Below are 13531 nucleotides of genomic sequence, written 5' to 3'. Positions count from 1 at the left end.
CCATGACGATTCTCCTGGCAGGGTGCGGTGACCTGGGCACCGAGGCGGGTCTGCGGTTCGCCGCATTAGGCCACCGTGTTGTCGGGTGGCGCCGCTCCCCTGCAAAACTGCCCGCAGCCATCGAAGGTGCCGCGGCTGACCTTGCCTCTCCGGACCTGCCGCCGGTCCCGGTGGATACCTCCGCCGTCGTGATTGCCGTGGCTGCCGATTCCCCCACGGAGGAGGCATACCGCTCCGCGTATGTACGCGGAGCGGCAAACGTCCTGGATGCACTCGAACGGGATGGAGTGGTGCCTCGCCGCGTCATCTTCGTCTCGTCCACCGCCGTATACGGCGATGCGGCTGGCGGGTGGGTGGATGAAGCCACGCCGCCCAGCCCCGGCGGTTTCTCCGGCCGCGTGCTGGTGGAGGCCGAGGACCTTCTGCAGGCCAGGCTTGCCGGCACCGGTTCCGTGGGCATCTCGCTCAGGCTGGGCGGCATTTATGGGCCGGGCCGGACGCGGTTGATCGACCAGGTGAAGTCAGGCTCGGCGGTGATTCCTGAGGACGTGCGCTACACCAACCGGATCCACCGGGACGACGCCGCGGCGGCCCTGGTGCATCTGGCAACAATGGACGCCGTACCCGCTCCTGTATACGTAGGCGTGGACAACGAACCGGCCGATCTGGGAACCGTGTTGCGCTTCCTGGCGGCCGAACTGGGCCTTCCTTCACCCCGCGTGGGCGACGCCGGACCTGCCCGCGGGGGCAATAAGCGCTGCAGCAACCATCTCCTGCGCAGCACCGGGTTTGCCTTCACGTTTCCCACATTCAGGGAGGGGTACAAGGAGGTTATAGCGGGGAACGGCGTGCGCCATCCATGAGTGAATCCGCCGTTCCTTGATCGCTGCCAGGCTGGCTATGGGGACGCCTGGCCTGAGTTGAGGCAGGGCATGGAATTTCGGCAGATCATTGAGACGGTTGGGCAACTGGTTGACTTCGCAGGCGTTGCGGTCATGGTGATCGGGGCGGTGGTCTCCCTCCCGATGGCAATCCGTGGCCACCAGCCGCGGCAGCTTCCAGCGGGTGCAGGAAAATTGAGCTTCTACCGTTCCTACCGCCAGCTGCTGGGCCGCTCCATCCTCCTTGGCCTTGAACTGCTCGTCGCTGCCGACATCATCCGAACCGTTGCCGTAACACCGACGTTCGTCAGCGTCGGGGTGCTGGCTATCATCGTGTTGATCCGGACGTTCCTCAGCTTTTCGCTGGAACTGGAAATCACGGGCCGCTGGCCATGGCAAAAGGAAGCACCGCCGGCCCGTTCTGAATCCCCCGCAACAGCACGCTAAGGCTCTTGACGGGGTTTTCCACATAGGGTTTTTGGGGTCTCTTGATTGTCAGTGGTGGCTGGCAGGGTTGGGTTATGGAGGCCATTGGGGAAGATTTTGGGAGGGCGTACGACGCCGGCAGTTGGCTGCCGCGCCCGGCCCGCCTTCACCCGGTCCCCAGTGAGGATCCTTTGACAGGTCCTTTGCAGGCATCGGCCTCGGGGCCCGGTGGGCAGGACGTGTTGGACGGGCTGGCCGCACAGCTGACGGCCGCCGCCCTGGCTGCCCCGGACCTGCTGGCAACGGCCTCTTATGTCGAGGCAGCCGATTATGCCGCCCGGATCGAGGGCCTGGCCCGCTCCATGGAGTATCTCCAACTCCTGGCCGCGGGGGCCGTCGACCGGACCCGCACCCAGGCCATCAAGGACGCCGCCACAGCCAAAACCCGCCCAGCCCGAACCCGCCCAGCCTCGTCCTCCGCGACCCGGGCCACGGACTGGATCACTGGGTGGGACGCCAACGGCATCGAAACCCTCCACACCACCCCCAGCACCGGCGCCTTGGACCAGACCAGCACAGCGTGCGTGACCGGGACTTCTACCGGGACCGGCGCGGTGAGCGAAACCGACGCCAACTGGCCCGGCCCGCCCTTCCGGCCCAGCCACCAAGTGGTGGTGTCCCCGGCCGATGACGGGTGCCGGAACACCGCAGAGTTCCTCCGCCTGCGCCTGCAGATCCCCATCCGCGAAGCCCGCCGCCGCCTCACCCTCGCCCAGCACGTCCTGCCCGCCACCACCATCACCGGCGAACCACTCCCACCACCCCGGCCACACCTCGCCGCCGCCCTCACCCCCACACCCCAAACCACAGTTGAAGGTGCCACCACCGAAAACACCCAGGACCCGGCGGTGTCCTCACACGCAGCGACCATCATCACCGCCACCCTCGACCGGCTCCAACACCACACCACACAAGAAACCCTCGACACGATCGAACACCACCTCACCCAAGCCGCCACCAGCTGCGACCCCGACTTCCTCACCCGCCTGGCCCAACGCTGGATGGACACCATCGACGCCGACGGCACCGAACCCACCGAAGAAGCCCTCCGCCACACCCAAGGCGCCTTCATCCGCAAACCCCGCCACGGCCTGCACCGCGTCGAAATCTTCGCCACCACCGACCAATACGAACACCTCCTCACCGTCATGAACACCGCCACCAACCCCCGCACCACCACCCCCAACACCGCAACCAACAACACCGACACCGGCAACGGCAACGGCACGGGCACGGGCGGCGGCAGCGGAGGGAGAGGTACCGGCACGGGCGGCGGCAGCGGCAACGGCAACGGCAACGGAGACAGCACACCGGCAGGCAACGCCACCGAGCACACCGCCCTGCCGGACCTGGACCGGCGCACCCGCGCCCAAAAACAACTCGACGGCCTCGTCACCGCCGCCAAAGCCGCCCTCACCACCAACACCCTGCCCACCACCGGCGGCAACCGACCCCAAATCATCGCCACCATCCACTACCAAGACCTCTTCCCCCACACCACCGGCACCACATCCGGGAAAACAGAACCAGGATCAGAGGCCCGAACGCACTCACAAGCGGAACCGGAAACGGCCCCGGAAGCCCAGGCAGGGACCTCCACCGGGACCGGAGCATTCATGTTCACCGGGCCCGTCGCCGCCACCACCCTGCGCAAAACCGCCTGCGACGCCGACATCATCCCCACACTCCTCGGCACCAACGGCGAAATCCTCGACCTCGGCCGCAGAACCCGCCTCTTCACCCCCGCCCAACGCCTCGCCCTCACCGCAAGAGACCAAGGCTGCGCCTTCCCCAACTGCACCATCCCCGCCCCCTGGTGCGAAGCACACCACATCACCTACTGGTCAAACGGCGGACCCACCACCACCAACAACGGCGTCCTGCTCTGCAGCCACCACCACCACCTCATCCACAAAGAACAATGGAAAATCACCACCACCCACGGCACACCCACCTTCATCCCCCCACCCCACCTCGACCCCACCCAAACACCCCAACAAAACCACTACTTCAAACCACCCCCACCACCCCACCCACGGGAATGATCACTGCCTAACAAGGGGCGGGTTAGGCTTCACCCATGACCGAAACCAGCAGTGCCAAAGCCTCCGAACTGCTCCGTCTCCACCAAGCCCCGGAGATTCTCCAGGTGATCAACGTGTGGGATGCCATCACCGCGAAAGTCATTACGGATGTTCCGGGAACCGCTGCCCTCGCAACGGCAAGCCACTCCATCGCCGCCACCCTCGGCTACGAGGACGGTGAGAACATCCCCGTCGACGAAATGATCAGCTTCGTTGGCCGGATAGCGGCGGCCACCCACCTGCCCGTGAGTGCCGATCTTGAATCCGGTTACGGCAATCCAGGCGAGACCACGCGCAAGGCGATTGGCGTCGGAATCGTCGGGGCCAACATTGAGGACCAGATGCGGCCGCTAACAGACGCCGTGAACCAGATGGCAGCCGTTGTTCATGCCGGCGCTGCAGAAGGAATCGACTTCGTCCTGAATGCACGGACCGACGCATTTCTGAAGGGCCAGGACCGTGCGTTCGAAGATGTACTTTCCGACGCCATCGAACGCGGCAGGGCGTTCCTGGACGTAGGCGCCACCACTGTCTTTGTGCCGGGACTCCTGGACGAGCGCACGGTCACAGCGCTGGTTGAGGGCATCGGCTGGAACAAAATCTCTGTCATCAATGTCCCCGGTTCCCTGCCGCCGGCCAAGCTCCAGGAACTGGGGGTTGCGCGCATCTCGTACGGTCCATGGACGCAAAGGGTGGCCCTGACAGCCCTCGCCGACGCAGCCGCAGATCTGCTCGCGGGCGGCCAGCTTCCTGGGAACACGCGGCCCTTGAACTAGGTGAAACCCGCAGCGTGCCAACTGCAAGCGTCAGCGGCTGGACTGAGGGAAGGAGTGGTTGAAAGTTGACGGGGAACCTGAGCGCCGCAGCACTATGGCCGCGTCCGCCGGAATTACCAAGGCCGGTGTTCTCCGACCAGCGGTGGCTTGACGCCGTGTTCCTCCACTGGCGAATTCCCGAGGCACTGGCGGCGAAGTTCATGCCGACTGGGGTTCAACCGGATGTGTTCGACGGCAGTTCCTGGGTTGGGCTCATTGGATTTCGCATGGTGCAGGCGGGGCTTGGCCACGGCCCCGGCATCCCCTACTTGGGAAGCTTCAACGAGGTCAACGTCAGGCTCTACTCGCGGGAGCCGGATGGGACCCGCGGCGTGGTGTTCCTGAGCCTGGACGCTAACCGACTCCCAGTCGTCATCGCAACGCGGGCAGTTGGGATTCCCTACGTGTGGTCACGCATCCGCCAATGGCCGCCCTTCCCGGGCGATTTTGACGGACATCGGCGTGGAATCCTCCGGACGAGTGCCGCCGGCACAAATGGCCTTCCTGTCGGCTATTCCGTGCACCGGTTCGGTGTCAACGCTGCCCGAAGCCACTTCGGCGTGGTGCCCAGACTGCATACCGCCGCCACCGATCCACTGTCGATCTTCCTCACCGCGAGGTTCGGAATGCATGGCCGCTTCGGGGGCAGAACCGTCTACGTTCCGAATACCCACCAGGAGTGGCCACTCTTTAGCGCAGACGTCCACCGGCTCAGCGACCGATTGGTCCGGGCTTCCGGCATCAGCGTGAGCGGGCCACCGGAGTCGGTCCTCTACTCGCCGGGAGTCCGGACACGCTTCGGCAGGCCTCGTCTGCTGGGAACTGGCGGCTAAAAGGTTGCGTCCTGAGGGTCCGGCGCCCCTGGGGCGTCCTGCCAACCCTGGCCTTCGGTAAACGTGCTCACCAGGGTTCCCACGCCCGCCTGCAGGGAGTTGGACGGGTCGAAGTACAGGGACGCCTCCGATGCCCGGCTGTGGATGATCAACTGCTCAGCCTCGAGCTTTGCCTCGGGCACGGTAGCGCCGATGATGCCCGTGCGGGCCGGCAGATCGGGAGTGTGCACTACTTCTGCGTTCGTCTGGGTCAGCGGGACCGTCTCGCCGGAATTGATCTCATCGTGGGGGAACTCGAACTCGTCATCACCAGGGGCGGCAGGAACGGTGTACTCCAGGAAATAGGTCATACCCCACCCTTGCAGAAAAGCCGTCCCTGCCAAAGTCCCCCGGAAGCTACTTGCCCAACCCCGCCTTTCTCAGAGCCTCAGCCATCGCGGTGTTAATTGGCTGGGTCTTTGGCGCGGAACGGTCATTACCGCCGCCGGAACGCGCAAACTGCTTGCCTTGCTGTTGCCGGTCCTGGCGTCCGGCGCGCTCAACCTTTTGACCACCCGCTCCCCCGCGGTTGCCTTGCCGGTCCTGTCCGGCACCGTTCTGTCCCGCCCTGGGTTTTCCTGCACCCCCAGGTCCTGCAGCGCCATGTCCCGCGCGCCGCCCGGAACCTGCACCGCCGGCGGCTGGTTCGTCGTCGAGCCTCAAGGTCAACGAAATCCGTTTCCGCTCGGGGTCAGCCTCGAGGACCTTCACGCGGACCACCTGGCCGGACTTCACCACCTCGCGCGGATCGGACACGAAGCGGTTGGCCAAGGCAGAGACGTGCACCAATCCGTCCTGGTGGACGCCCACGTCCACGAAGGCGCCGAACGCCGCAACGTTGGTCACCGTTCCCTCAAGGATCATGCCCGGCCGCAAATCCGAGACCTTTTCAATCCCCTCCGAGAAGGTGGCGGCAGCAAAGGCGGGCCGGGGGTCCCGGCCCGGTTTGTCCAGTTCAACGAGGATGTCCTGGACCGTGGGAAGGCCGAAGGTGTCGTCCACGAACTTTTCCGGGTCCAGGGAGGACGCCGGCGCTGACCCGGCAGCAGCGCGAATCTTCCGGGCCACCGCGTACGCCTCCGGGTGCACGCTGGACGCATCGAGTGGCTCGGCTCCCCCGGTGATTCGAAGGAAGCCAGCGCACTGCTCGAAGGCCTTGGCACCCAGCCGCGGCACCTTCTTGAGGTCGGTCCGCTTGCTGAATGGGCCATGTTCGTTCCGATAGGCCACGATGTTTTCGCTCAGCAGGGGCCCGACACCGGCAACCCGGCTCAACAGCGCGGGCGACGCGGTGTTAACGTCCACTCCCACGGCGTTCACGCAGTCCTCCACCACCGCATCAAGGCTCCGGTCCAGTTTCGACGCGGTGACGTCGTGCTGGTACTGGCCGACGCCGATGGACTTAGGATCGATCTTGACGAGTTCGGCGAGCGGATCCTGCAGGCGGCGCGCGATGGAAACGGCGCCGCGCAGGGAGACATCCATTCCCGGCAGTTCGGCGGCGGCGAGCGCGGACGCGGAGTAAACGGAGGCGCCGGCCTCGGACACCACCAGTTTCTGGGGCTTCCGGTCCACCTCCGGCAGCTGCTTGATCAGTTCAGCTGCCAGCTTGTCCGTCTCGCGCGATGCCGTCCCGTTCCCGATGGCAACAAGTTCGACGCCGTGCTGCCGCGCCAAACGCACCAGGGTGGCCAGGGCTTCGTCCCACTTGCGGGCGGGAGCATGCGGGTACACGGTGTCAGTGGCCACCACCTTTCCGGTGCCGTCCACCACGGCGACCTTCACACCGGTGCGCAGCCCGGGGTCCAGGCCAAGGGTGGCGCGGTTTCCGGCCGGCGCGGCCAGCAGCACGTCGCGAAGGTTGGCGGCGAACACCCGGACCGCTTCGTCCTCCGCCGCCGCGAACAGCCTGGCGCGAAGGTCAGACGTGATGCGGGCCAGCACGCGGGAGCGCCAGGCCACCTGGGCCGTCTGCATCAGCCATGCGTCGGCGGGACGGCCGCGGTCGGCGACGCCGAGGAACCTGGCCACCGCGGACTCATAGCGGGCACGGGCGGCGGTAAGGGCGGCGTCGTCCGCTGGATCTGCTTCGGCGAGGTCCAGTTCAAGGACGCCATCCTTCTCTCCGCGGAACAGCGCCAGCACCCGGTGCGAAGGCATCCGCTCCGGCGCCTGCGCGAACTCGAAGTAGTCGGCGAACTTCTGCCCTTCCGCCTCCTTGCCCTTCTTGACCCGCGACACCACCCGCCCCTGCGTCCACATTCTGTCCCGCAGGTTGGCAGCGAGGTCGGGATCCTGGGCCACCCGTTCTACCAGGATGGACCGCGCGCCTGCCAGCGCCGCGGCTGCGTCAGCGATGGAGTGCTCATTGTTGAGGTACTTGGCAGCTTCGCGTTCGGGGACCAGCTCCGGCCGCTTCAGCAGCGTATCCGCGAGCGGCTCCAGGCCCGCCTCACGAGCGATCTGGGCTTTGGTCCGACGCTTGGACTTGAACGGCAGGTAGATGTCCTCAAGTCGTGACTTGGTATCCGCAGCCAGGATCGCCTTGCGCAGTTCCGGTGTCAGCTGCCCTTGCGCTTCAACCGCCTCAAGGACGGCACGACGGCGGTCCGCCAGTTCCCGGAGGTAGCGGAGCCGCTCGTCGAGGTTCCGGAGCTGGGTGTCGTCCAGCGTCCCGGTGGCTTCCTTGCGGTACCTGGCGATGAATGGAACCGTGGAGCCGCCGTCGAGCAAGCCGACGGCGGCCTTCACCTGCCACGCCTTGACCCCCAGCTCAGTAGCGATCTGGGCAAAGACCGCCTCCTCCCCCGACGCGTGGGAAGTTGCGGAATTAGCGGAAGGCGCAGGCAGTTGAGTCACCAGAACATCTTGCCTTACCGGTCTGCCGGGCTCCACTGGAGGGCGTGTTTATGTGGATGTCGCGGGGTTGCGGAGGGTATTCCGTTGGGGCGTGCGAAGTGCTGTAGTGGACATGCCGTTACTGGCGCCGATGCTCGAGGAAGAGGCCATCATGCGGGAACTGCTTGTTGTTTTCCAGGAGGGGTTCGACGAGGCCAACATCACTGTGACCGTCAATGGCAAGGAGGTGCGCAGGGATTTGGGCGTCTCCACCAATCCGTTGCTCGGCATCGCTTCGGAGGTATCGGTGGAGTTGCCAGCCAAAGGCGCCCAGGTGGGAGTGGAGGTGACCAACCGGGGGCTGAAGGCGATCACCAAGGTCAGCGGCAAACCCAAAAGCGTGCTGGTATCCATCGAGGACGGGCGGCTGCTGATGAAGGAAGGCACGGGGCGCGAGGCTGTGCTTTAACTGGGTTTGTTGACCGCAAAACTGGCTCTGGTAAGAGTCCATTCGTTGGAGTAGCATCTGATCACCGCCGGCTTCCGATGGAGTCCGGCGGGCCACAAAAGAGTCTTCAGCCGGGGGTCGTCGGATGGCCTCCGGCGCCGCTGCCAGGGACCAGCACCCCAGACAGCCAACGACGGCGGCGCCCACGTTGGGTGCCGCCGTCGTCGTTTTGTCCGGGCTGCCGGTGAGGTGTTTAGCCTTGGTACATCGGGTAGTCCGTGTAGCCGGTAGCGCCTTCCGCGTAGAAGGTGGACGGATCGGGCTCGTTGAGCGGAAGGCTTTCCTTCCAACGGCGGGCCAGGTCCGGGTTGGCGATGGCGGGCCGTCCCACCACCACGGCGTCGGCGTGGCCTTCGGCCACCAGGTTCACCGCTTCTTCCCGGGTGGTGATGACACCGAACCCTGTATTGACCAGGAAGGTGCCGCCGAAGCGCTTGCGGAGGTCCTGCACAAGTTCACCGGTGGGTTCGTGGTGCAGGATGCTCAGGTATGCCAGGTTGAGAGGCGCGATGCTGTCCACGAGGACCTCGTAGGTGGCGCGGACGTCTGCGGTGTCGGTCTCGGCGATGCCCTGGACGTTGTGTTCGGGCGAAATCCGCAGGCCCACGCGGTTGGCGCCAAGGGCTGCCACAACGGCGTTGACGGTTTCGATAACGAAGCGCGCGCGATTTTCCGGGGATCCGCCGTAGCTGTCCGTGCGGATATTGGAGTTCGGTGCCAGGAACTCGTGCAGGAGGTAACCGTTGGCAGAGTGCAGCTCCACGCCGTCGAACCCTGCCTCGATGGCGTTCAACGAAGCGGTGACGATTTCCTGGATGACCATGGGAAGCTCGTCGGTGGTCAGGGCGTGCGGCACCGGGTACGGCTGCTTGCCCGCGGGGGTGCGGACGACGCCGTCGATCGCTACAGCGCTGGGTCCGACGATGGGCAGGCCACCGGTGATGTCAGAGTGGGAAACCCGGCCGCCGTGCATGATCTGGGCGAACATGCGGCCGCCCTCGGCGTGGACTGCGTCGGTAACCTTCTTCCACCCAGCGACCTGTTCCGGGGTGACGATGCCGGGCTGTCCCGGGTAAGCCTGCCCCACAGGGACGGGGTAGATGCCCTCGCTGACGATAAGTCCCAGGGAAGCGCGCTGGCGGTAGTGCTCGACGAGGAGGGGGCCCGGAATGCCCTTCTCACCAGCGCGGAGGCGGGTCAGCGGTGCCATCACCAAGCGGTTGGGAAGTTCAAGTTCGCCGAGGGTGAGCGGGGAAAACAGCATGCGCAGTTCCTTTCAAAGACTGAAGACGTACTGCCTTTGCCAACTGTGGGGCGCGTGCAACTATTCCAGCACTTTCCCGGGTGAGACGGGGATCACGGTCCTGTCTGGACTTAGCGGGTCCCGGCACCAGGGCAGCCCTGGCCCTGCGGGTTGGTGTGGCAGTCGTCCGCATAGTTACGGGTGAGCGAGCGCCAGACGCTGATGGCTTGCGATGGTGAACTGAATTGTCCCTGGCCGGGGATCGGCAGCGGCGGGCCGGAGTTCACCGAGTAAGTGCCTTGGAAGGTCGTAGTCATGACCACCTGGAAATCCCCGGTTGATGCGTAGGCGTGGCTGGTCCGGGTTTTTTCGCCCCAGCGGTCCTGCGGCAGGGGCCCACCCATGGACGGTTGGGGGCCGAAGACGGCGCCGTCGCCGTAGTTCCACGTGTACTGCACGGGTGTTGCCACCACATGGACCTTTTGGCCGAACATGGTGATATCGAACTGCTGCTCCACCGCTTCGGCGTAAAAGTTCGTTTCGGCACCGCGGAGGGTGTTGGGGCTGGGCTGCGCAGTTACTTTCCCTGCGTTTACCGGAAGGTTCTGGAACTGCCGCTGGATGTCTGCGGCGATGCGCGGCAGGAGGTCCTCGGGCTTGGGGTCGTAAAGGCAGGTTGGCCCCGAATGATGTGCCCAGACTGCACCCGGCACGCCTCGAGGCCGGGACAGCCACATGACAGGGATGCCCTTGGCGCCGTCCTCCCGGTCCTTGCAGTCGAGCTGGCGGGCAAGGCAAGGCGTGTCGAAGTCGCCTCCGCCGAGGTGGCATTGGAGTTCGTACTTGTACTCGTTGGGGTCGGTGCTTACGGCGCCGGGCTCAGCGCGAACAAGTTTCCCTGTATCCGAATCCTTCACCCACTGATCAGCACCAACAGCCACTCCCCTATCCTCGTAACCAACTGCTACGTCGGCATAAGCGAGTGTGGGGGTGAGGATAAGGACGAGCAAAGCCACAGTCAGAATCTTGAGTTCTGGAGCCTTCATCTCGACTACCGGATCAAGCCAAGGTCTGTCATGGTCCAGCCTTCTGGTCCGAAAGTCAGCCCGGCTCGACTGCCAGTATTGGTGGCAGGCGTCGGCTTTTGCAGCAGAGTACCGTCCGGCTTTCTAATCTCGATTATTGACTGAATAACTTGAACCACGGCATATGCTTCAGCTGCCGTCTCGACTGTTGCTGTGATCGCTGGAGTCTCAATCTTGCCACCCGATATCCAACGGCCTTCGCCCCAGGCTTCAGCTATCCCGTCCCGCAGACCGCTACAAAAGACACATCCGGGACTGCTGAGCTTTTCGAGGACTTTTGTATCCCCTGTTTCGTAGCTGTAGCTCAAACTCTCGTACCAATAGCGAACAAACGCTTCCGCCCCTTCCTTCGTTTCCGTCTTCGCCACTTCGGGAAGCACGGGAACCGGGACGTTTTGGGCGGGTCCAGACGCGTCGGCCGGCTTGTACACGGCACTCGGCGTCGGGGTGGGAGTGGGCGTGGAGGTGGCGGTGGGCGTGTCAGCGGCCACCGGAGAAGAAGTGCCGCCCGGACCAGGAAAATCGCCCGGGTTGCAGCCAGACAAAGCCAAGGCAAGTCCAAAAACAAGAGCGGCCGCGCCGGACTGCATAGTGCGTGACGAAACAAATGCGCGGGACGAAAGGAAGTTCTGCGATGTCATGGGCCGCTATTCCCCCAGTAGTTTCAAGACGGCTTGCTCCGGACAGTGACTTAAGGGTAGCCCACGTCACAATTCACTGGGGAAGTTATCCACAGGCACAAGGCCCCCGATGCACTGTCTACCATCCGGAATGCGACAAAAGAAGTCACAAAGTAAGCCGGCGCACCGAAGTGCGCCGGCTTCCCTGATCAAAAGACGTTACTTCTGTGCGGGCAGCACCAGTTCCCCCGTCTTGTCCGTCGACAAGGCGAGCGAAGAAACATACTGCGGTCCGCCGTCGGGTGCGTCCTGGGCGGAACGCACCATGTCCGGACGCTCGAACTTCAAGCCTGTCACGTGGCACAGGAGCTTAACGTCGCTGGGGTTCCCGTCGGCGTCGAACATGGGCAGGTCGATGCCGTCGTCAACGCGCCGCAGGTAGAACCGCCCGCGAGTCAGCACGGCCATGACCGGCGGCAGCACGAGCGCCAGGCCCACCGCGAAGATCGGCGAATACGGCTGGATGGCGGCGCCGAATGCTCCGAAGAAGACCGCGATGGAAACACCCGCAGACGCCAGCATGGACACAAACCCCACGGGGTTGACGGCGTACAGCATCCCGCGTCGGAACTCAGGCACCTTGGGCGAGATCTTCAAAAGGTACTTGTTGATGGCAATATCGGACGCCACGGTGACCACCCACGCCATGGCGCAGTTGGCGTAGAAGCCCAGGATGGTGTTTAGGAAGTCGAACATGTTGGCTTCCATCAGGACCAGCGCGATCAGCAGGTTCACCACCACGAAGACCATGCGTCCCGGGTATGTCTTGGTGATGCGGGTGAAGGAGTTGGTCCAGGCCAGGGAGCCGGAGTACGCGTTGGTGACGTTGATCTTGATCTGCGAAATGACCACCAGCACCACCGCCAGCGTCATGGCCAGCCAGGCCGGCATCATCTCCTGGTACACGCCGAGGAACTGGTGGACCGGTTCGTTTGCGGTGGCAGAGGCAGCGGGATCCAGGGTAGCGATCAGGTAGATGGCGATGAAAAGGCCCACGATCTGCTTGATGGCCCCGAAGATCACCCAGCCCGGGCCGGCCAGGATCACTGCGCGCCACCAGGCGCCACGGTTCGCAGCAGTGCGCGGCGGCATGAAGCGCAGGTAGTCGATCTGCTCGGCGATCTGCGCCATCAGGGACAGGCACACGCCGGCGGCCAGCATCACGGACGCGAGGTTGGGGCCGCCGTCACCGGTCGCACCGGTATAGGCGAAGAAGCTGTCGATGCTCTCCGGGTGCGAGACCAGCAGGTAACCCACCGGCACCACCATCAGGAGCAGCCACAGCGGGGTGGTCCAGACCTGCAGTTTGGCCAGCGTATTCATCCCATAAATCACCAGCGGGATGATGATCACGGTGGACGCGGCGTACCCCAGCCACTGCGGAATGCCCAGCCCCAACTCCAGCCCCTGCGCCATGATGGATCCCTCCAGCGCGAAGAAGATGAAGGTGAAGGTGGCAAAGATGACGTTGGTGACCACCGAGCCGTAGTAGCCGAAGCCGGAACCACGGGTGATCAGGTCCAGGTCGATGTTGTAGCGGGCCGCGTAGTACGCCAGGGGAAAACCCGTTGCGAAGATGACGACGGCGGCCACCAGGATTCCCAACAGTGCGTTGACCGTGCCGTATGAGATGCCGATGTTCGCACCGATCGAAAAGTCCGCCAGATAGGCAATGCCGCCCAGGGCGCTCGTGGCCACTACGCCGGCGCTCCACTTGCGGTAGGAGCGCGGCGCGAACCGGAGCGTGTAATCCTCAAGGCTTTCCTTGGTGGCGTTAAGAGCCGAGCTGTTGCCCGCCGTCGGGGTTGCCGGAGAACGTCCGACGACGGCGGCGTCAGCAGGTGCCGCAGGTTCCAGCAGTTGCGTTGTGTCTGTGTCGTTGCCCATTGGGTGCGTCGCTTTCTTTTCGCATTCAGCCGTAATGGCCCTGCGTGCGACGCTATCCAGCTGGAAAGACGACGGAGTCACAGGCCTGTTTCCGGCCTGTTAAGCATTGACGGAGCTGTCACAAAGAAGCGGGGAATTGCGGGTACAAAGCC

Annotated in this window: 12 protein-coding genes; 6 read left to right on the top strand and 6 right to left on the bottom strand. The window is 64.5% G+C overall.

Translation table 11 applies throughout. The annotated features are described in order from the left end of the window. Positions 1-2: 2 nt before the first annotated feature. From ACIGJD_RS04335 to ACIGJD_RS04315, 5 genes are all read left to right on the top strand, one after another. Positions 3-863 carry an SDR family oxidoreductase gene (locus ACIGJD_RS04335; protein ID WP_483688450.1) on the top strand — a complete coding sequence of 287 codons (861 nt, stop codon included), beginning with the start codon at positions 3-5 and terminating at the stop codon, positions 861-863. Positions 864-932: 69 nt separating this feature from the next. Then, on the top strand, positions 933-1328 hold the full coding sequence (locus ACIGJD_RS04330; RefSeq protein ID WP_483688449.1) for a DUF1622 domain-containing protein: 396 nt from the start codon (positions 933-935) through the stop codon (positions 1326-1328). A gap of 170 nt (positions 1329-1498) precedes the next feature. Beyond that, positions 1499-3412, top strand: a complete 1914-nt coding sequence (locus tag ACIGJD_RS04325) for an HNH endonuclease signature motif containing protein (protein ID WP_483688448.1) — start codon at positions 1499-1501, stop codon at positions 3410-3412. A gap of 35 nt (positions 3413-3447) precedes the next feature. Beyond that, positions 3448-4227, top strand: coding sequence for an isocitrate lyase/PEP mutase family protein (locus ACIGJD_RS04320; RefSeq protein ID WP_483688447.1), 780 nt, complete (start codon positions 3448-3450; stop codon positions 4225-4227). Between the two features lie 65 nt (positions 4228-4292). Then, positions 4293-5099 carry a YqjF family protein gene (locus ACIGJD_RS04315; RefSeq protein WP_483688446.1) on the top strand — a complete coding sequence of 269 codons (807 nt, stop codon included), beginning with the start codon at positions 4293-4295 and terminating at the stop codon, positions 5097-5099. Here the strand turns inward: ACIGJD_RS04315 and ACIGJD_RS04310 are convergent. Next, complete coding sequence (locus tag ACIGJD_RS04310) at positions 5096-5449, bottom strand: hypothetical protein (RefSeq protein WP_483688445.1); 354 nt, start codon at positions 5447-5449, stop codon at positions 5096-5098. The two genes, ACIGJD_RS04315 and ACIGJD_RS04310, sit on opposite strands and share 4 nt — an antisense overlap. A gap of 46 nt (positions 5450-5495) precedes the next feature. Continuing rightward, positions 5496-7997 (bottom strand): Tex family protein, encoded by a 2502-nt coding sequence (locus tag ACIGJD_RS04305; protein WP_483688444.1) that lies wholly within the window; start codon positions 7995-7997, stop codon positions 5496-5498. A 130-nt stretch (positions 7998-8127) separates the two neighbouring features. Here ACIGJD_RS04305 and ACIGJD_RS04300 point away from each other — a divergent pair, with 130 nt between their 5' ends. Beyond that, positions 8128-8445, top strand: a complete 318-nt coding sequence (locus ACIGJD_RS04300; protein ID WP_142134819.1) for a hypothetical protein — start codon at positions 8128-8130, stop codon at positions 8443-8445. A 232-nt stretch (positions 8446-8677) separates the two neighbouring features. Here ACIGJD_RS04300 and ACIGJD_RS04295 read toward each other — a convergent pair whose 3' ends face one another. From ACIGJD_RS04295 to ACIGJD_RS04280, 4 genes are all read right to left on the bottom strand, one after another. Then, positions 8678-9748 (bottom strand): alkene reductase, encoded by a 1071-nt coding sequence (locus tag ACIGJD_RS04295; protein WP_483688443.1) that lies wholly within the window; start codon positions 9746-9748, stop codon positions 8678-8680. Between the two features lie 110 nt (positions 9749-9858). Then, positions 9859-10743: a hypothetical protein gene (locus tag ACIGJD_RS04290; protein WP_483688442.1), complete on the bottom strand. Its 885-nt coding sequence runs from the start codon at positions 10741-10743 to the stop codon at positions 9859-9861. Between the two features lie 35 nt (positions 10744-10778). Next, a complete protein-coding gene (locus ACIGJD_RS04285) occupies positions 10779-11453 on the bottom strand; it encodes a DUF6318 family protein (protein WP_483688441.1) in 675 nt (224 codons plus the stop codon). Between the two features lie 198 nt (positions 11454-11651). Then, positions 11652-13379 carry a purine-cytosine permease family protein gene (locus tag ACIGJD_RS04280; RefSeq protein WP_483688440.1) on the bottom strand — a complete coding sequence of 576 codons (1728 nt, stop codon included), beginning with the start codon at positions 13377-13379 and terminating at the stop codon, positions 11652-11654. Positions 13380-13531 lie beyond the last annotated feature (152 nt).

The organism is Arthrobacter sp. E1SS-5 (genome assembly GCF_057073715.1).
The sequence above is the reverse complement of the archived record's forward strand: the minus strand, read 5'-3'. Positions and strand labels throughout refer to the sequence as shown.